The sequence below is a fragment of the Burkholderia cepacia complex sp. TUM26381 genome, from assembly GCF_057439935.1.
Map to the genome: position 1 here is coordinate 187,956 of NZ_CM172007.1, position 18,546 is coordinate 206,501.

15 protein-coding genes are annotated in these 18,546 nt (G+C 68.9%); 6 read left to right on the forward strand and 9 right to left on the reverse strand.

Features of this window, described 5'->3' with window-relative positions:
* Positions 1-40: 40 nt before the first annotated feature.
* Positions 41-2,023: a propionate catabolism operon regulatory protein PrpR gene (prpR, locus tag ACWMMN_RS17670; RefSeq protein WP_174991639.1), complete on the reverse strand. Its 1,983-nt coding sequence runs from the start codon at positions 2,021-2,023 to the stop codon at positions 41-43.
* 170 nt (positions 2,024-2,193) lie between these two features.
* Between prpR and prpB the strand changes: the two genes are divergently transcribed.
* The 4 genes from prpB to prpF all read left to right on the forward strand — a co-directional run bounded on the left by prpB (position 2,194) and on the right by prpF (position 8,248).
* A complete protein-coding gene (gene prpB, locus ACWMMN_RS17675; RefSeq protein WP_059238564.1) occupies positions 2,194-3,087 on the forward strand; it encodes a methylisocitrate lyase in 894 nt (297 codons plus the stop codon).
* A gap of 97 nt (positions 3,088-3,184) precedes the next feature.
* Positions 3,185-4,357 (forward strand): bifunctional 2-methylcitrate synthase/citrate synthase, encoded by a 1,173-nt coding sequence (prpC, locus tag ACWMMN_RS17680; RefSeq protein ID WP_059238566.1) that lies wholly within the window; start codon positions 3,185-3,187, stop codon positions 4,355-4,357.
* A gap of 81 nt (positions 4,358-4,438) precedes the next feature.
* Positions 4,439-7,033 (forward strand): Fe/S-dependent 2-methylisocitrate dehydratase AcnD, encoded by a 2,595-nt coding sequence (gene acnD / locus ACWMMN_RS17685; protein ID WP_486423723.1) that lies wholly within the window; start codon positions 4,439-4,441, stop codon positions 7,031-7,033.
* A 24-nt stretch (positions 7,034-7,057) separates the two neighbouring features.
* Positions 7,058-8,248 carry a 2-methylaconitate cis-trans isomerase PrpF gene (gene prpF / locus ACWMMN_RS17690; RefSeq protein WP_059238570.1) on the forward strand — a complete coding sequence of 397 codons (1,191 nt, stop codon included), beginning with the start codon at positions 7,058-7,060 and terminating at the stop codon, positions 8,246-8,248.
* 58 nt (positions 8,249-8,306) lie between these two features.
* Here the strand turns inward: prpF and ACWMMN_RS17695 are convergent, their stop codons facing one another.
* The 7 genes from ACWMMN_RS17695 to ACWMMN_RS17725 form a co-directional block, all read right to left on the reverse strand.
* Positions 8,307-9,245: an alpha/beta hydrolase gene (locus ACWMMN_RS17695; protein ID WP_059238572.1), complete on the reverse strand. Its 939-nt coding sequence runs from the start codon at positions 9,243-9,245 to the stop codon at positions 8,307-8,309.
* Positions 9,246-9,283: 38 nt separating this feature from the next.
* The gene (locus ACWMMN_RS17700; RefSeq protein ID WP_059238574.1) at positions 9,284-10,438 is read right to left on the reverse strand and encodes an acyl-CoA dehydrogenase family protein; all 1,155 of its coding nucleotides are present in this window, start codon (positions 10,436-10,438) and stop codon (positions 9,284-9,286) included.
* A gap of 38 nt (positions 10,439-10,476) precedes the next feature.
* Positions 10,477-11,799, reverse strand: a complete 1,323-nt coding sequence (locus tag ACWMMN_RS17705) for an MFS transporter (protein WP_486423724.1) — start codon at positions 11,797-11,799, stop codon at positions 10,477-10,479.
* Positions 11,800-11,809: 10 nt separating this feature from the next.
* On the reverse strand, positions 11,810-12,862 hold the full coding sequence (locus ACWMMN_RS17710) for a porin (protein ID WP_340625602.1): 1,053 nt from the start codon (positions 12,860-12,862) through the stop codon (positions 11,810-11,812).
* Between the two features lie 86 nt (positions 12,863-12,948).
* Positions 12,949-13,749: an enoyl-CoA hydratase/isomerase family protein gene (locus tag ACWMMN_RS17715; protein WP_174991631.1), complete on the reverse strand. Its 801-nt coding sequence runs from the start codon at positions 13,747-13,749 to the stop codon at positions 12,949-12,951.
* Entirely contained in the window at positions 13,746-14,966 is a 1,221-nt protein-coding gene (locus tag ACWMMN_RS17720) for a CaiB/BaiF CoA transferase family protein (protein WP_059240878.1), read from the reverse strand. The genes ACWMMN_RS17715 and ACWMMN_RS17720 overlap by 4 nt, the downstream gene beginning before the upstream one ends.
* Positions 14,967-15,046: 80 nt before the next feature.
* Entirely contained in the window at positions 15,047-15,829 is a 783-nt protein-coding gene (locus ACWMMN_RS17725; protein WP_486423725.1) for a crotonase/enoyl-CoA hydratase family protein, read from the reverse strand.
* Between the two features lie 138 nt (positions 15,830-15,967).
* On the opposite strand from ACWMMN_RS17725, the gene ACWMMN_RS17730 reads away from it, so the two are divergent.
* Both ACWMMN_RS17730 and ACWMMN_RS17735 read left to right on the forward strand, forming a co-directional pair.
* Positions 15,968-16,735 (forward strand): IclR family transcriptional regulator, encoded by a 768-nt coding sequence (locus ACWMMN_RS17730; RefSeq protein ID WP_486423726.1) that lies wholly within the window; start codon positions 15,968-15,970, stop codon positions 16,733-16,735.
* Between the two features lie 94 nt (positions 16,736-16,829).
* Positions 16,830-17,882, forward strand: coding sequence for a CaiB/BaiF CoA transferase family protein (locus ACWMMN_RS17735; protein ID WP_059238585.1), 1,053 nt, complete (start codon positions 16,830-16,832; stop codon positions 17,880-17,882).
* Positions 17,883-17,944: 62 nt separating this feature from the next.
* On the opposite strand, the gene ACWMMN_RS17740 is transcribed toward ACWMMN_RS17735, so the two are convergent.
* Positions 17,945-18,388 carry a PaaI family thioesterase gene (locus tag ACWMMN_RS17740; protein ID WP_059238587.1) on the reverse strand — a complete coding sequence of 148 codons (444 nt, stop codon included), beginning with the start codon at positions 18,386-18,388 and terminating at the stop codon, positions 17,945-17,947.
* Positions 18,389-18,546 lie beyond the last annotated feature (158 nt).

An 18,546-nucleotide genomic window follows, 5' to 3' on the forward strand; every position in this document is an offset into this window, starting at 1 on the left:
CGTTTCAGGCAAGCGCGCCGGCGCGTCGAATCCGGCCTGCCTATTTCACCGACAGCTTCCGCCACAGCGTCGTTTTGCTGATGCCGAGCATCGCGCACGCGCGGTCGCGGTCGCCGCCGCACGCGTCGAGCACCGCGCGGATCTCGTCGGCTTCGGCACGGCGGCGGCGCGCGTGCAGTGTCTGCGCATCGTCGATGTCGGCCGCGTCGGGCGGCGCCGCGAACAGCTCGGGCGCGATCGCCTGCAGCGCGTCGGGATCGAGCGCGCCGCAAGCGGCGGCCGGATCGTTTTCGTCGGCTTCCTCGGCCAGCTCCACCGCGATCCGCTCGATCACGTTCTGCAGTTCGCGCACGTTGCCGGGCCACCGGTAGCGCGCGAGCGTCGCCCGGGTTGCGCCGAGCACGCGCGTCGCGTCATCGGCGTCGCGCAGGCGTTCGGCGAGGCGCGGTTCGCGTCGTGCGGCCTGCACGAGCAGCGTTGCCGCGAGCGCGGGAATGTCGGCCGCGCGCTCGCGCAGCGGCGGCAGGCCGACGTTCAGGATGTTGAGCCGGTAATAGAGATCCGCGCGGAACGTGCCGGCCTCGACGGCCGCGAGCAGCGGACGATGCGTCGCGGCGATCACGCGCACGTCGATGCGGATCGGCTCGGTCGAGCCCAGGCGGATCACCTCGCGCTCCTGCAGCACGCGCAGCAGCCGGCTCTGCAGCGACGGCGGCATTTCGCCGATCTCGTCGAGAAACAGCGTGCCGCGGTGCGCGGCCTCGAACAGGCCGGTCTTGCCGCCGCGCCGCGCGCCGGTGAACGCGCCTTCCTCGTAACCGAACAGTTCGCTCTCGAGCAGCGCTTCCGGAAACGCGCCGCAGTTGACCGCGACGAACGGATAGCTGCGCCGCGCGGACAGCGCGTGCAGGCTCTGCGCGATCATTTCCTTGCCGGTGCCGCTTTCGCCTAGCACGAGCACGGTCGCGTCGGATTTCGCGTAGCGGCGCACGAGGTCGCGCACGCGCGCCATCGGCGCCGACGCGCCGACCACGTCGTCGAGCGCGTAGCGCGCGGCGAACTGCTGCGTGGTCGGCTGCGAACGCAATGCGCGGTCGAGCCGTTCGACCGCGCGCGATTCCTGGAACGTCAGCACGCTGCCCGACGTCACGCCGCGATCGACCAGCGGCCCGCGATGCACGACGTAGCGCACGCCGCGCACAGTCGCGAGCGCGTCGCCGTCCTCGCCGCGCAGCGTGCGCAGCTCGGGGCGCAGGTCGACGAGCGCGCGGCCCACGGCCGCCGCGGGTTCGACCCCGAGCGCCGACGCGAGCCGCTCGTTGATCGCCTCGACGCGGCCGCGTGCGTCGAGCGCGACCACGCCATCGCGCAGGTGTTGCAGCAGCGTGTCGAGCCGCTGGCGGCGGAACCCCTCGGCGTGCGTCGCATACGCGACTTCGAGCGCCGTCTCGACGGCCTTGCGCACCGAAGCGTGCGAATACAGGAACACCGCGCCCATGCCGGCGCTGGCCGCGAGATCGGTGACGAGGCCCGGGCCGACGATCGTTTCGATGCCGCGATCGCGCAGGTCGTGCACGCAGGCTTCCGCTTCCTGCGCGGACTGATATGACGCAAACTGCACGTCGAGGCCGTACGCGGCGACGAAGCGGCGCACCTCGGGCGGCGTTTCCCCGGCGCTGACGAGTGCGATCCGCGATGCGTCGCGCCGCGCGCGTGCGAGCGCCTGCATCACGTCGAAGCCGGTCGGCGACACGACCACCACCGGCACCTGCGCACGCGTTTTCAGGAAGCCGCCGTTCGAGCCGGCCGCGACGATCACGTCGGGCCGCGTGGCGCCGGCCTCGGCGATCGCGCTGAGCGCATCCTCATACGCGCGCGTCACGATGCGCACGTCGGCGCGTTCGTCGAATTCGCCGGCGATCTCGCGAAACAGGTCGCGCAGGCGGCTGATGCCCATCGCCCAGATGCGCGGGCGCACCGTGCGGTCGGCCGGGCCGGCGGGCTTGGTCGAGGAGAGGTCCATGACGGCCGATTATGCGCGTGCGATTTCATTTTTGAAACATGAAATTGCCGAATTGAAATCTCAGGACGCTGTAGCGCCCGGGGCGGTTGCTTAAGAATCAGTGGGTTAGCGACGTTTCGCGAGCTGGCCCGGTCCTTGCTGTTATCGGGCATTCCATCAGGAGGCCGTTCATGAGCAATACGCATCTTCAGAGCGCCGGCGCGAAATTCCGCGCGGCAGTCGCGGCGGAACAACCGCTGCAGGTGGTCGGCGCGATCACCGCGTACGCGGCCAAGATGGCGCAGGCCGTCGGCTTCAAGGCCGTGTACCTGTCGGGCGGCGGCGTCGCCGCAAACTCGCTCGGCATTCCCGACCTCGGCATCAGCACGATGGAAGACGTGCTGATCGACGCGGGCCGGATCACCAACGCGACCGACCTGCCGCTGCTGGTCGACATCGACACGGGCTGGGGCGGCGCGTTCAACATCGCACGTACGGTCCGCTCGTTCATCAAGGCCGGCGTCGCGGCCGTCCACCTCGAAGACCAGGTCGGCCAGAAGCGTTGCGGCCACCGTCCGGGCAAGGAAGTCGTGCCGGTCGAGGAAATGGTCGATCGCGTGAAGGCCGCGGTCGATGCGCGTACCGACGACCAGTTCGTGATCATGGCGCGCACCGATGCAGCCGCCGCCGAAGGGATCGACTCGGCGATCGAGCGCGCGGTGGCCTACGTCGAAGCCGGCGCGGACATGATCTTCCCGGAAGCGATGAAGTCGCTCGACGACTACCGCCGCTTCAAGGCCGCCGTGAAGGTGCCGATCCTCGCGAACCTGACCGAATTCGGCTCGACGCCGCTGTTCACGCTCGACGAACTGCGCGAGGCGAACGTCGACATCGCGCTGTACTGCTGCGGCGCGTATCGCGCGATGAACAAGGCCGCGCTGAATTTCTACGAAACGCTGCGGCGCGACGGCACGCAGAAGGCAGCCGTGCCGACGATGCAGACGCGCGCCGAGCTGTACGACTTCCTCGGCTATCACGAATACGAACGCAAGCTCGACGAGCTGTTCGCGCAGGGCAAGAAGTAACGCGGCCCGCCCCCACGAGACACGAATCTGAACGTTGTATGGGGCCAGCACAAGCGCTGAGGCGCCAACACTGGCCGACAAATCGGAGAATCCAGAGATGAGCGAGACGAAAGACGCAGCAGCACCGGCCGCCGCAGGCGCATTCAAGCCGAAGAAGTCGGTGGCGCTGTCGGGCGTGACGGCCGGCAACACGGCGCTGTGCACGGTCGGCAAGACCGGCAATGACCTGCATTACCGCGGCTATGACATTCTCGACGTCGCCGAATCGTGCGAATTCGAGGAAATCGCGCACCTGCTCGTGCACGGCACGCTGCCGAACCTGACCGAACTGGCCGCATACAAGACCAAGCTGCGCGCGCTGCGCGGCCTGCCGAGCGCGCTGAAGGTGGCGCTCGAGCAGATCCCGGCGTCCGCGCACCCGATGGACGTGATGCGCACCGGCGTGTCGGTGCTCGGTACCGTGCTGCCGGAGAAGGACGACCACAACCTGCCGGGCGCGCGCGACATTGCCGACCGCCTGATGGCGTCGCTCGGCTCGATGCTGCTGTACTGGTATCACTTCTCGCACAACGGCAAGCGCATCGAAACGGAAACCGACGACGACTCGATCGGCGGCCACTTCCTGCACCTGCTGCACGGCAAGACGCCGTCGAAGTCGTGGGTCGAGGCGATGCACACGTCGCTGATCCTGTACGCGGAGCACGAATTCAACGCATCGACGTTCACGGGCCGCGTGATCGCGGGCACGGGCTCGGACATCTACTCGGCGATCACCGGCGCGATCGGCGCGCTGCGCGGGCCGAAGCACGGCGGCGCGAACGAAGTCGCGTATGAAATCCAGAGCCGCTACAGCTCGCCGGACGACGCCGAAGCCGACATCCGCCGCCGCGTCGAGAACAAGGAAGTCGTGATCGGCTTCGGCCACCCGGTCTACACGATCTCGGATCCGCGCAACAAGGTGATCAAGGGCGTCGCGCACAAGCTGTCGAAGGAAGCGGGCGACGTGAAGCTGTACAACATCGCCGAGCGTCTCGAATCGGTGATGTGGGATGCGAAGAAGATGTTCCCGAACCTCGACTGGTTCAGCGCGGTGTCGTATCACATGATGGGCGTGCCGACCGCGATGTTCACGCCGCTGTTCGTGATCTCGCGCACGTCGGGCTGGAGCGCGCACATCATCGAGCAACGCGTCGACAACAAGATCATCCGCCCGAGCGCGAACTACACGGGCCCGGAAGACCTGCAGTTCGTGCCGATCGAGAAGCGCTGATCGCCCGCCGCGCGTGCCGGCGCCCGTGATGCGGGCTGCCGGCGCGCGCGGAACGTCATACCCAGATTCCCGCCCCACATCATGAATACCGCCAACCGCAAACCCCTGCCCGGCACGTCGCTGGATTATTTCGACGCGCGCGCCGCGGTCGACGCGATCGCGCCCGGCGCCTACGACACGCTGCCGTACACGTCGCGCGTGCTCGCCGAAAACCTCGTGCGCCGCTGCGATACGGCGATCCTCGCCGAGTCGCTGAAGCAGATCATCGAGCGCAAGCGTGAACGCGACTTCCCGTGGTTTCCGGCGCGCGTGGTGTGCCACGACATCCTCGGGCAGACGGCGCTCGTCGATCTCGCCGGCCTGCGCGACGCGATCGCCGACGGCGGCGGCGACCCGGCGAAGGTGAACCCGGTCGTGCCCGTGCAGCTGATCGTCGACCACTCGCTCGCCGTCGAATGCGGCGGCTTCGATCCGGATGCGTTCGCGAAGAACCGCGCGATCGAGGATCGCCGCAACGAGGATCGCTTCCACTTCATCGAGTGGACGAAGAAGGCGTTCGAGAACGTCGACGTGATCCCGCCGGGCAACGGCATCATGCACCAGATCAACCTCGAGAAAATGTCGCCGGTGATCCAGGCGCAGGACGGCGTCGCGTACCCGGACACCTGCGTCGGCACCGACAGCCACACGCCGCACGTCGACGCGCTCGGCGTGATCGCGATCGGCGTGGGCGGCCTCGAAGCCGAGAACGTGATGCTCGGCCGCGCGTCGTGGATGCGCCTGCCCGACATCATCGGCGTCGAGCTGACCGGCAAGCGCCAGCCCGGCATCACCGCGACCGACGTCGTGCTCGCGCTGACCGAGTTCCTGCGCAAGGAAAAGGTGGTGGGCGCGTACCTGGAATTCCGCGGCGAAGGGGCGGCGAGCCTCACGCTCGGCGATCGCGCGACGATCTCGAACATGGCGCCCGAATACGGCGCGACGGCCGCGATGTTCTTCATCGACGGCCAGACGACCGACTACCTGCGCCTCACCGGCCGCAGCGACGAGCAGGTGAAGCTCGTCGAGACCTATGCGAAGGCAGCGGGCCTGTGGGCCGATACGCTCGCCAACGCGCAATACGAGCGCACGCTGACGTTCGACCTGTCGAGCGTCGTGCGCAACATGGCCGGCCCGTCGAACCCGCACAAGCGGCTGCCGACGTCCGATCTCGCCGCGCGCGGGATTGCCGGTCAGTGGGAAGAAAAAGCGGGCGAAATGCCCGATGGCGCGGTGATCATCGCCGCGATCACGAGCTGCACGAACACCAGCAACCCGCGCAACGTGATCGCCGCGGCCTTGCTCGCCCGCAACGCGAACGCGCGCGGCCTCACGCGCAAGCCGTGGGTGAAGAGCTCGCTCGCGCCCGGCTCGAAGGCGGTCGAGCTGTATCTGGAAGAAGCGAACCTGCTGCCCGAACTCGAGAAGCTCGGCTTCGGCATCGTGGCGTTCGCGTGCACGACCTGCAACGGGATGTCGGGCGCGCTCGACCCGAAGATCCAGCAGGAGATCGTCGATCGCGACCTGTACGCGACGGCCGTGCTGTCCGGCAACCGCAACTTCGACGGCCGCATCCACCCGTATGCGAAGCAGGCGTTCCTCGCGTCGCCGCCGCTCGTCGTCGCGTATGCGATCGCCGGCACGATCCGCTTCGACATCGAGAAGGACGTGCTCGGTCACGACCAGGACGGCAAGCCCGTCACGCTGAAGGACATCTGGCCGACCGACGAGGAGATCGATGCGATCGTCGCGTCGAGCGTGAAGCCCGAACAGTTCCGCAAGGTCTACGAACCGATGTTCGCGCGCAGCGCCGATGCGGGCGAGCGCGCGGCGCCGCTGTACGACTGGCGCGCGCAGAGCACGTACATCCGCCGTCCGCCGTACTGGGAAGGCGCGCTGGCCGGCGAGCGCACGCTGCAGGGCATGCGCCCGCTCGCGGTGCTCGGCGACAACATCACGACCGACCACCTGTCGCCGTCGAACGCGATCCTGCTGGATAGCGCGGCCGGCGAATACCTCGCGAAGATGGGCCTGCCGGAAGAAGACTTCAACTCGTACGCGACGCACCGGGGAGACCACCTGACCGCGCAGCGCGCAACCTTCGCGAACCCGACGCTGATCAACGAGATGGCGGTCGTCGACGGCGCGGTGAAGAAGGGCTCGCTCGCGCGCGTCGAGCCGGAAGGCAAGGTCATGCGGATGTGGGAAGCGATCGAGACGTACATGAATCGCAAGCAGCCGCTGATCGTCGTGGCCGGTGCCGACTACGGCCAGGGTTCGTCGCGCGACTGGGCCGCGAAGGGCGTGCGGCTCGCGGGCGTCGAGGCGATCGCCGCCGAAGGCTTCGAGCGGATCCACCGCACGAACCTGATCGGGATGGGCGTGCTGCCGCTCGAGTTCAAGCCGGGCACGAACCGGACGACGCTCGGCATCGACGGCACCGAGACCTTCGACGTGATCGGCGAGCGCACGCCGCGCGCCGACCTGACGCTCGTGATTCACCGCAAGAACGGCGAGCGCGTCGAGGTGCCGATGACGTGCCGGCTCGATACGGCCGAGGAAGTGTCGATCTACGAAGCGGGTGGCGTGCTGCAGCGTTTCGCGCAGGACTTCCTCGAATCGTCGCAGGCGGCCTGACGGGCGCACATTGGGAACACACATATGGCTCACATTCCTCAAATCAGGATTCCCGCGACCTACATTCGCGGCGGCACCAGCAAGGGCGTATTCTTCCGGCTGCAGGATCTGCCGGACGCCGCGCAGGCGCCGGGCGCCGCGCGCGACGCGCTGCTGCTGCGCGTGATCGGCAGCCCCGATCCGTACGGCAAGCAGATCGACGGGATGGGCGGCGCGACGTCGTCCACCAGCAAGACGGTGATCGTGTCGAAGAGCACGCGGCCCGGCCACGACGTCGACTACCTGTTCGGCCAGGTCGCGATCGACAAGGCGTTCGTCGACTGGACCGGCAACTGCGGCAACCTGTCGGCGGCCGTCGGCCCGTTCGCGATCAGCGGCGGGCTCGTCGATCCGGTGCGCGTGCCGCGCGACGGCGTCGCGACCGTGCGGATCTGGCAGGCGAACATCGGCAAGACCATCATCGCGCACGTGCCGGTCACGAACGGCGCGGTGCAGGAGACGGGCGACTTCGAGCTGGACGGCGTCACGTTCCCGGCCGCCGAAGTGCAGCTCGAATTCATGGACCCGGCCGCCGAGGAAGAAGGGGCGGGCGGGTCGATGTTCCCGACCGGCAACCTCGTCGACGATCTCGCGGTGCCGGGCGTCGGCACGCTGAAGGCGACGATGATCAACGCGGGCATCCCGACGATCTTCGTCGAGGCGGAAGCGATCGGCTATACGGGCACCGAGCTGCAGGACGCGATCAACGGCGATGCGAAGGCGCTCGAGAAGTTCGAGACGATCCGCGCGCACGGCGCGCTGCGCATGGGCCTGATCGATACGCTCGATGAAATCGCGACGCGGCAGCACACGCCGAAGATCGCGTTCGTCGCGAAGCCGGCCGATTACGTCGCATCGAGCGGCAAGCGCGTGAACGCGGGCGACGTCGACCTGCTGGTGCGCGCGATGTCGATGGGCAAGCTGCACCACGCGATGATGGGCACGGCGGCAGTCGCGATCGGCACGGCCGCGGCGATCCCCGGCACGCTCGTCAATCTCGCGGCGGGCGGCGGCGCACGCAACGCGGTGCGCTTCGGCCATCCGTCGGGCACGCTGCGCGTCGGCGCGGAAGCACAGCTCGAGAACGGCGAGTGGAGCGTCACGAAGGCGATCATGAGCCGCAGCGCGCGCGTGTTGATGGAAGGCTGGGTGCGGGTGCCGGGCGACGCGTTCTGATCGTTGCGGGCGGTATCGATGGAGATGCGGGCGGCTTCGGCCGCCCGCGTCGTTTTCGTCAGCCGTGCAGGAAGCGGCGCAGCGCGTCGTGGCTCAGGCGGCGCGCCGTTTCGGACACGCGTGCGCCAGGCACGATGTCGAAACCGTGCACGCCGCCGGGCAGCACGTGCAGTTCCGTCGGCACGCCCGCGCGGAGCAGGCGCTGCGCATAGTCGAGATTTTCGTCGAGGAACAGGTCGAGCGAGCCGACCGACAGGAACGCGGGCGGCAGGCCGTCGAGCCGCGTGGCGCGCGCGGCGGCCGCGTAGGGCGACACGCCGTCGATGCCTGGCGCGTGACCGAGCAGCGAGGTCCAGCCGAACCGGTTGTTGGCCGCATGCCAGACGAATTCGCCGGTATGCGGATGCGGCGTGCGCGTGCAGGTGCGATCGTCGAGCATCGGATAGACCAGGTGCTGGAACGCGAGCCGGTATTCGCCGCGGTCACCGGCCAGCAGCGCCAGCGCGGCGGCGAGCCCGCCGCCCGCGCTTTCGCCGGCCACGCCGATCCGCGTTGCGTCGATGCCGAGCGTATCGGCATGGCGGAAGACCCAGGCGAGCGCCGCGTAGCAATCTTCGATCGCGCCGGGAAACACGGTTTCCGGCGCGAGCCGGTAGTCGATCGAGATCAGCGCGCAGCCGAGCTGCGTGACGAGCGACCGGTGCACCGCCTCGAGATCCTTCGCCTTGCCGCGCACGAAGCCGCCGCCGTGCATGTGGACGATCGCCGGGAGCGGGCGCGCGTGATCGTCGGGCAGGTAGACGAGGACCGGGACGTCCGGCGCGCCGGCGGGACCGGGCACCATGTGGCGTTCGAGCGTGCTGCCGGCAAGGTCGGGCGGCGGCAGCGGAAGCACGCGTTCGCGCGACTGCGCGAGGTTTTCGACGCCGAGCGTGACGGTCGGCCAGGTCTCGAGCAGCGGGCGGATTTCAGGATCGACGAGATGCAGGGTGTCCAACGCGTGGCTCCATCATGAAGGTAGGAGGTGCGCCGTGGTCAGAGCACGCTGCGCGCGATGACCCAACGGTGCACCTCGGTCGGGCCTTCGAAGATGCGCATCAACCGCGCTTCGCTGGCCATCTGCTGCAACGGCATTTCCTTCGTCATGCCCATCGCGCCGAGCGTCTGCATCGCATGATCGATGACGGTCGATGCCATTTCGGTGGCGAACACCTTGACCATCGAAATCTGCGTGCGTGCATCCTGCCCGGCATCCACGCGCGCGGCCGCTTCGTAGGTCATGAGGCGGCACGCGTGGATCTGCGTGAGCGCGTCGGCGACCCACCACTGGACCGCCTGGCGTTCCGCGAGCGGCACACCGAAGGTCTTGCGCTGTTTCGCATAGTCGCACAGCATCGTGACCGCGCGCTCGGCGCGGCCGATGCACCACGCGGCCATCTCCAGCCGCCGGTTCGCGAGCCGTGCCTGCATCGGCGCGAAGCCGGCGCCTTCCTGGCCCAGCAGTTGCGCCGCGGGAATGCGGCAGTCCTCCAGCACGATTTCATACGTCGACAGTCCGCCGATCATCGGGATCCGGCGCTCGATGACGAAGCCCGGCGTGTCGCGATCGACGATGAACGCCGACATGCCGCCGCGCTTGCCCTTGCTTCGATCGGTGAGCGCCATCACGATCGTCCAGTCGGCTTCAGGCGCGTGGCTGATCCAGATCTTCCGGCCGTTCAGTACCCAGCTGTCGCCATCGCGCACGGCCGTCGTCGACAACGCGCCCGGATCCGAGCCGGCGCCGGGTTCGGAGATCGCCATCGCGGCGTGCGTGACGCCGCGTGCGTACGGGGCGAGATAGCGCGCGCGCTGTGCGTCGTCGGCCACTTCGCACAGCATCCGCAGGTTCGGTGAATCGGGCGGCAGGATGTACGGTGTCACGGTCGTGCCGATCGCCTCGTTCACGCCGACCATCGCGACGGCCGGCAGGTCCGAGCCACCGGCATCGAGTGGCGCGTCGAGGCCCCACAGGCCGAGTTGTCGGGAACGCTCGTCGAGGTGCGAGCGTTCATCGTCGAGCAGCCCGAAACGCTGGCCGTCGGCCTCGCGCGCCATGACGGCTGCTTCGAGCGGAATCAGCTCGTCCTTCACGAAACGTGCGACGAGGTCGCGGATCATCCGGTGTTCGAGTTCAAGGTCGAAATTCATGGGAGTCGATGAGTGGGAGAAAAGGGAGGTCGATGCCGTCAGCCGGCGTTCGCGCGTGACACCGCGCGGCCGCGCAGCGTGCCGAGCAACGCGATGGCGCCGGCCGCGAGCAGCGCGGCGTTGAAATACAGCCCGCCGCGCATCGACCCGGTGGCCGTGTTGAGCACGCCCATCAGAAACGGGCTCGCGAACCCGCCGATCGCGCCGGACATCGTGATCGCCGCGATCGCGACCGCCATCGAGCGCTTCGGCAGTGCGAGCCCCGGCAGCACCCAGAAAGCGGGCAACGACGCGGCGTGCGTGGCGACCGCGAGGCAGAGCGCGATCAGCAGGTGCGATGTGCCGCCGACGCTCGCCAGCCCGGCGAGCGCGGCCGCACACGCGAGCATCGCGACGGCGCCGTGCCCGCGCCATTCGCGCCGGCGCTCGGTGCGCCAGCCCATCGCGAGCATGCCGACGATGCCGCACAGGTAGGGGAGCGCGGACAGCAGACCGATCTGCATCGCGCCATGCAGCCCGCCGCGATGCAGGATCACGGGCATCCAGAACACGAGCGCGTAGCCGGCGGCCGCGATCGCGAAATTGGCCGCGCACAGCAGCCAGAAGTCGCGGTGTGCGAGCAGTGGCCGCGCCGCGTTTGCGTCCGGCGTGCCGGCTTCGGCCTGCGCATGCGCGGCGCGCAGCGCGGCCTTGTCGGCATCCGACAGCCAGCGTGCGTCGCCCGGCCGGTCGTCGAGAAAGCGCAGCGCGACGAGGCCGAGCACGCTGCTCGGCAGCCCTTCGACGAGGAACAGCCATTGCCAGCCGCTCAGGCCGGCGGCGCCGTCGAAGTAAGAGAGGATCGCGCCCGACACGGGGCCGGCGATCAGTCCCGCGAGGTACAGCGCGGTCATGAACAGCGCGAATGCCTTCGCGCGCTGCCGCGGCGGATACCACGCGCCGAGATAGAACAGGATGCCGGGGAAGAAGCCGGCCTCGAACACGCCGAGCAGGAAGCGGCACGCGTAGAACTGCGCGGGCGTCGTGACGAACATCGTCGCGGCCGAGCCGAGCCCCCACAGCACCATGATCCGGGCGATCGTCTTGCGTGCACCGATCCGCGCAAGCAACGCGTTGCTCGGAATCTCGAATGCCATGTAGCCGATGAAGAAGATGCCCGCGCCGAGCCCGTAGACGGCGTCGGAGAAATGCAGTTCGGCGGCCATCTGCGCGTGCGCGAAACCGATGTTGATCCGGTCGATGAACGACAGCGTGTAGCAGAGGATCAGGAACGGCAGCAGCCTGCGCGAGATCCGGCGGTAGAGCGCCTGCGTCGCGCGCTCGTCGACGGCGGCCGGGTGAGTGGAAAGGGTCGGGGTCATGGACACTCCGTCAGAAGCGGTGAACGATGCCGAGCGCGAACACCTGCTCGGTGCCGCCCGGTTGCGGCTGCAGGCCGACGACGACCGTGTTGCGGGCGTCGCCGCCGTTCTTCATGTAGAGATAGCGTGCATAGAGCGAGGTGCGCTTCGACAGCGGATGGTCGTAGCCGACGCCGAGCGCGGTCGCGTCGTTCGCCGAGCCTTTCACGTCGCGGCGCACGATCGAGACGAGCACGCGATCGAGCGCGCCGACGTTGATCGACGCGCCGGCGCTCGCGGTCGAGAACGCGGGCAGGTGCGGCGCCGTGCCGACGCCGTACAGGAACGCGGCGTACAGCTTGACGCGCGCGAACGCGTAGTTGGCCGCGAATACGTAGTGGCGCGTCGTCGACGGCGAGACGACGGGCGCCAGGTTGCCGGCCGATGTGTCGCCCTGGAAGCCGGCGCCGAGGTAGAGCCCGCCGATCCGGTACTGGAGCCCGGCGCCGTAGTTGCGCCCGGCTTGCGTCGACAGCGCGTTCGGCGTCGGAAAGCCGTACGTGGCCATCACGCGCAGGCCGTTCCAGTCGGGGCTCAGATACGACGCCGCCTGGTTGAAGCGCGGAATCGGCGGGGTCGTGTTGCTCGTGATCGTGTCGGTCGACGTCGCGAGCAGCGCGAGCGGCGACAATCGTTCGTTGAGCCCGAACGGATCGCCGTCATACACGACGTAGAACGCGGGCGTGTATTGCCGGCCGAGCCGGAGGTCGCCGTAGCGCGTGTTCTGCAGCGACACGTAGGCCTGCCGGTAGAACAGCGTGCCGCCCTGGAACGATCCGTCGGCCGGCGAGAAGCCGCTTTCCAGCACGAACTTCGTCGATGTGCCGCCGCCGAGATCCTCGACGCCCGTGAGGCCGAAGCGGCTCGTCGACGAGCCGCCGCCGCTTTGCCGCACGCTCGACAGGCTGCCGATGCGATCGAATTCGACGTAGCTGTCGACGATCCCGTACAGCGTGACCGACGACGCGTGCGCCGACGTGGCGCACAGCATGCACACGCCGATCAGGAGTGCTTTCCGTTGCATGAAGGTGTCTCCGTTCCATGTCTTTTTTTTGCGCGCCCGCGTTCTGGGAGCGGTTGCGCGCGGGGTGTCGCCGTGCCGTATCGGGTTCAGCGCCCCTTGAATACCGGCTTGCGCTTCTCGAGAAACGCGCGGGCGCCCTCGATCCGGTCCTCGCTCGCGTAGACGTCGGGGCCGACGTCCAGCCGCAGCGCGGCGGCCACCGGCAGCCCCTGGCTGCGCGTCGCGGTTTCCTTGATGCGGCGGATCGTGAGCGGCGCGTTCGCGGCGATCGTCTGCGCCAGTTCGCGCACGGTGTCGTCGAGTGCGGCGCCGGGGACGACGCAGTTCAGCAAGCCGGCGCGCTGCGCTTCGTCCGCGTCGAAGCGGCGGCCCGTGAACAGCAGCTCCATCGCGATCGCGCGCGGCAGCAGGCGCGGCAGCAGCACGCTCGCGAAGTTCGCGCCCATCCCGACCCGCGCTTCGGGCAGCGCGAAGGTCGCGTGATCGGCGGCGATCCGCAGGTCGCACGCGAGCGCGATTTCGCAGCCGCCGCCGATGGCGTGGCCGTTGACGGCCGCGATCGTCGGCTTGCGCAGTTCGAGAATCAGCTCGTGCACGTTGCGGGCGAGCCCGCGCATCGGCTGCATCCCGCGTATCTCGGGATCGCCGAGATCGACGCCCGCGCTGAACGCGCGTTCGCCCGAGCCGCGGATCACGATGACGCGGATCGACGGGTTGTCGTCGAGCGTGACGAGTTCGTCGCACAGGCGCCGGATCGCTTCGGCGGACAGCGCATTGGCGACGTGCGGGCGATGGATCGTCAGCCACGCGATGCCGTCGTCGTCGTTGCGCAAGATCGACGGCGCGTCGTCGCCCGTCAGCGAGGAAAACGAGCCGGACGCGCTCATGACGTGCTCCCGGTGGCGTCCGCGCGCGTGTCGTGGAGTACGCCAGCCTGCCGCAGTACATCCCGGCGCGCTGCGTCGATGCCGAACGCGTCGAGCACGGCGTCGGTGTCGGCGGCGAACGGTTGGGGCGGCCGGCGTATCGAGCCGGGCGTGCGTGACAGTTTGGCGGGGATGCCTGCGCCGGTGTACGTGTCGGTGTCGACGAACATCGCGTTGCGCGCGGCCTGCGGGTGGCCGAATGCATCGGCGACGGTATTGACCGGCCCGGTCGCGACGCCGGCCTGCATCAGCCGCTCGACGACGTCGTCGGCACGCAGCTCGGCGGTCAGCTGGCCGAGCAGCGTGTCGAGCGCGTCGCGATGCGCGACGCGCTGCGCGTTGGTCGCGAACCGCGGGTCGCGCGCCAGCTCGGGCACGCCGAGCGCGTCGACGAGCCGTGCGAACGTTCGGTTGTTGCCGGCGCCGGTCGCGACCGGCTTGTCCTTGCACGGATAGACGCCGTACGGCGCGATCGCGCCGTACACGTTGCCGGTCGCGACGGGAACCTCGCCGGTCGCGATCCAGCTCGTGCTGACCGGATGCAGCATCGACAGCGCGGTGCTGAACAGGTCGATGTCGACGTGCTGCCCGAGGCCGGAGCGCGTCCGTTCGACCAGTGCGAGCAGGACGCTCGATACCGCGCTCAGGCCGGCCGCGAAATCGACGACCGGGAACGGCACCTTGAGCGGCATGCCGCCCGGCTCGCCGTTGATCGACATGAAGCCGGCGAGGCCTTGCGCGACGGCGTCGTAGCCCGGAAAGCGCGCGAGCGGGCCGTCGGTGCCGTATCCGGAGATCGAGCAATGAACGAGGCGCGGGAAGCGCTCGCGCAGGCAGTCCTCGTAGCCGATGCCCCAGCGTTCGAGCGTGCCTTGCTTGAAGTTGTCGATCAGCACGTCGGCTGTTTCGAGCAGACGGAACAGCACGTCGCGTCCGTCGGGATGCGACAGGTCGAGTGCGAGATTGCGCTTGTTGCGGTTGAGCCCCCAGTAGTAGCTGGAAATGCCGTTCGGCATCGCGGGCCCCCAGTCGCGCGTCTCGTCGCCCTGCGGCGGTTCGATCTTGATGACGTCCGCGCCGTGGTCGGCGAGCGTCTGCGCGCAGAACGGCCCCGCATAGACGCGGCTCAGGTCCACCACGCGCACGCCTGCGAGCGCGCCTTCGGTACTGCTGATCATGACGATGTCTCCTTCGATGTGGATGCGATGCGCCGGCAGTCCGGCACGCGCCGGCTGCACGGCCGTGATGTGTCGCTGGTTCAGCCGCGCGCGGCGAACAGCGCGTTGACCGCCGCGCGATGTTCGGGCGTTGCGTGCGCGAACGCCTGGTACGACGCGGACAGGTCGAGCAGCGTGTCGAGGCTTGCATGGCGGCCTTCGCGCAGCAGCCGCTTGGTCAGGCGCAACGCGGTACCCGAGTGACGGGCGATGCGGCCGGCGAGTTCGTGGGCGTGCGCGAGGAGGTCGCCGTCGGGCACGACGCGCGACACGAGCCCGCAGCGCAGCGCCGCTTGTGCGTCCAGCGCGTCGCCCGTGAACGACATTTCCGCGGCGACGGCGGCGCCGACGATCTGCGGCAGGAACCATGCGCCGCCGTCGCCGGGCACGAGGCCGAGGGCGATGAAGCTCTCGGCGAAGCGCGCGCGGTCGGCGGCGATGCGGATGTCGCACATGCACGCGAGATCGGTGCCGGCGCCGATCGCCGGGCCGTTGACCGCCGCGATGGCCGGCACTTCGAGATGCCGGAACGCCTGGGCGAGGCGCTGGATGCCGCGACGGTAGCTGGTCCGGATCGCGGCGAGATCGTGCGGGTCCGATTCCATGAACGCGCGCATCGCCTTCACGTTGCCGCCCGACGAGAACGTCGTGCCGGCGCCGGTCAGGACCAGCACGCGGATCGATTCGTCGCGGTTCGCGTCGTCGCAGCATTCGGTCAGCGCGTCGATCGCATCGGTGTCCGAAATGGCGTTGCGGGTTTCGGGACGGTTCATCGTGACGGTCAGGATCGGGCCCTGCCGTTCACGGATCAGAAAGGCTGCCATGGTTGGTGTCTCCGTGTGTTCTGTGCCGCGGGACTTCACGTCGCGGGCCGAAGCCTAGTATCGTCACGACGGTTGGCGGCGGGAAATTCCGTTCCACATATGTGGAAGGCCCGTCCCGGTAGCTGCGGAGAGGGCGGGATGAGCGGAAACGTGGTCAAGAGCGCGGCGCGCGTGTTCGAGGTACTGGAACTCTTCAGCACATTGCAGCGGCCGCTGAGCGTGCGCGAGATCGCCACGCGCTGCGGGTATCCGGGGTCGAGCGCGGCGGCGCTGCTGACCAGCATGAAGGCGCTCGGCTATCTCGCGTACGACGACGCGACCCACGCGTGTGCGCCCACCGCGCGGCTCGTCAATCTCGGCGAAGCGCTGGTCGATTCGGCGGCCGGCAGCCGGCGGCACTGGCATGCCGTCGCGAAGCGACTGGCGGCACGTACGCACGAGGCGGTCGTGATCGCGGTGCAGAGCGATCTGTACGTGCAGTACATCGATGCGGTCGAGGGTTCGCATACGATTCCGATCCAGTTCTACGCGCCGATCGGCACGCGTCGCGAGATGTGTATGTCGGGGCTCGGCTGGGCGCTGCTGAGCCTTCAGCCGGACAGCGCGATCCGCCGGCTCGTCTCGCGCAGCATCCGCAGGATCGGGAAGTCGGGCAGGACGATCGACGAGGATGTCGTGCTCGACAAGGTCGAACAGACGCGCCGGCTCGGCTATTCGTATTCGGCGCATACGGTCACGCAGGGCGCGGCGATGATCTCGATGGTGATCGCGGACGGCTGGAACGGCCTGCCGCTGGCGATGGGGGTGGCCGGTCCCGTCGAGAGGATCGACGCGCGTCGCGACGCGATCGTGAAGGCGATGCGGGAGGCGCTTGACGCACGGCGTCCGGATGCGGCAGCCGGCTAGTCGACTAGTCGGCCGACGCCGGCGCGAGCCGGCATTCGCATAGAATCGGGAAGTTTCGCCGCTCCTGTTCCGGCTGCATTTCAGCGAGGTCGCCATGGCATTGAACGCGCCGCTTTCCGGCATCCACATCGTCGAATTCGAAGGTCTCGGCCCCGGCCCGCTCGCGGGCTGGATGCTCGCCGGGATGGGCGCACGGATCACGCTGATCGCGCGCCCGTCCGGCCGCACGAGCGCGCCGGACGCGCTGCGGGCCCGCGACGGCGATCTGCTGCGCGAAGGCAAGACGATCGTCGAGCTTGACCTGAAGGCGCCGGCCGGCCGCGATGCGGCGCTCGACCTGATCGCACAGGCCGATGCGCTGATCGAGGGGCTGCGGCCCGGCGTGATGGAGCGGCTCGGTCTCGGGCCCGACGATTGCTCGCGCCGCCACCCGAAGCTCGTGTACGGGCGGATGACCGGCTGGGGGCAGCACGGCCCGCTCGCGGCCGCGGCCGGGCACGACCTGAACTACGTCGCGCTGACGGGGCTGCTGTCGCTGTCCGCGCCGCGCGACGGCCGGCCGGGCGTGCCGCCGACCGTCGTCGGCGATGCGGGCGGCGCGCTCGGGCTCGCGTTCGGGATCGTCTGCGCGCTGTTCGACGTTCGCGGCGGCGGGCCGGGGCGCGTGGTCGACGGCGCGATCGTCGACATCGTGTCGATGCTCGGCTCGCTTGCGCTGTGGGCGCGAGCGAACGGGCAGCTCGACGGCGCGCAGCCGAGCCTGTTCCACGATGCGCCGTTCTACGACGTGTATCGCTGCGCGGACGGCGAGTACGTGACGATCGGCGCGCTCGAACCGCCGTTCTATGCGTTGCTGGTCGAACGGCTCGGGCTGGCCGACGTCGATCCGGCATCGCAGTACGACCGCGCGCGCTGGCCGGCGCTGAAGGCGCGTTTTGCCGACGTGTTCGCGCAGCAGCCGTCCGCGCACTGGCGCGCGCTGCTCGAAGGCACGGACGCGTGTTTCGCGCCGGTGCTGAGCGTGGCCGACGCGGCCGTACATCCGCACAACGCGGCGCGCGGGATCTATCGAACTGACGAGAACGGAAACGTGCGGGCGCGCGTGGCGCCGCGTTTCTTGCCGCTGGCTGACGACGCCGCCGGTTAGCGGCGCGAAGGCTTGCTGTGCGAAATCGGGTAGCGGCCGCTCAGACCGTTATCCGGCCCGTCTCACGCCGTTTCCTCCGGCGCATCCGACATCTTCCCGTCGCCGACGCGGTTGATCGTGCCTTGCGCGATCGCGACGAGCCGCTCGTGATCGCCGTCGATGACGAACACGTGACACTGGCAGGTCGCCTGGTGCCGTCCCGCATAAACGAGCTTCGCGCGCGCGACGAGCGTGCCGTTCACGGCCGGCCGCAGGTAGTTGATCTTGTATTCCGCGGTGATCACGCGCGGGCCGAGCACGAGCGCGCCCGCGAACGTCAGCGCATTGTCCGCGAGATAGCTGATGACGCCGCCGTGCACGAAACCGTGCTGCTGCCGCAGTTCCTCGCGCACGGGCAGACACAGCGACACTTCGTTGTCGCCGATATGCATCAGCTCCGTGCCCAGCAGCATGCTGAACGGTTGCGCGCGCAATGCGCCGCGCGCGTGGTCCGTGATGTCGGTCATCGAACTTCCTTCGAAATGAGTGCCCGCTTGCGCTGAACTCTAGGAAGGGGGCTGCGGATAAGCAAGGAAATTCGTCCGCATTTCCTGCAAATTCCGGTGCGATGCGACGCGATTATTGCGTCAAATACCGGAGATCTCCCGGTTTGCGGGCGATTCCG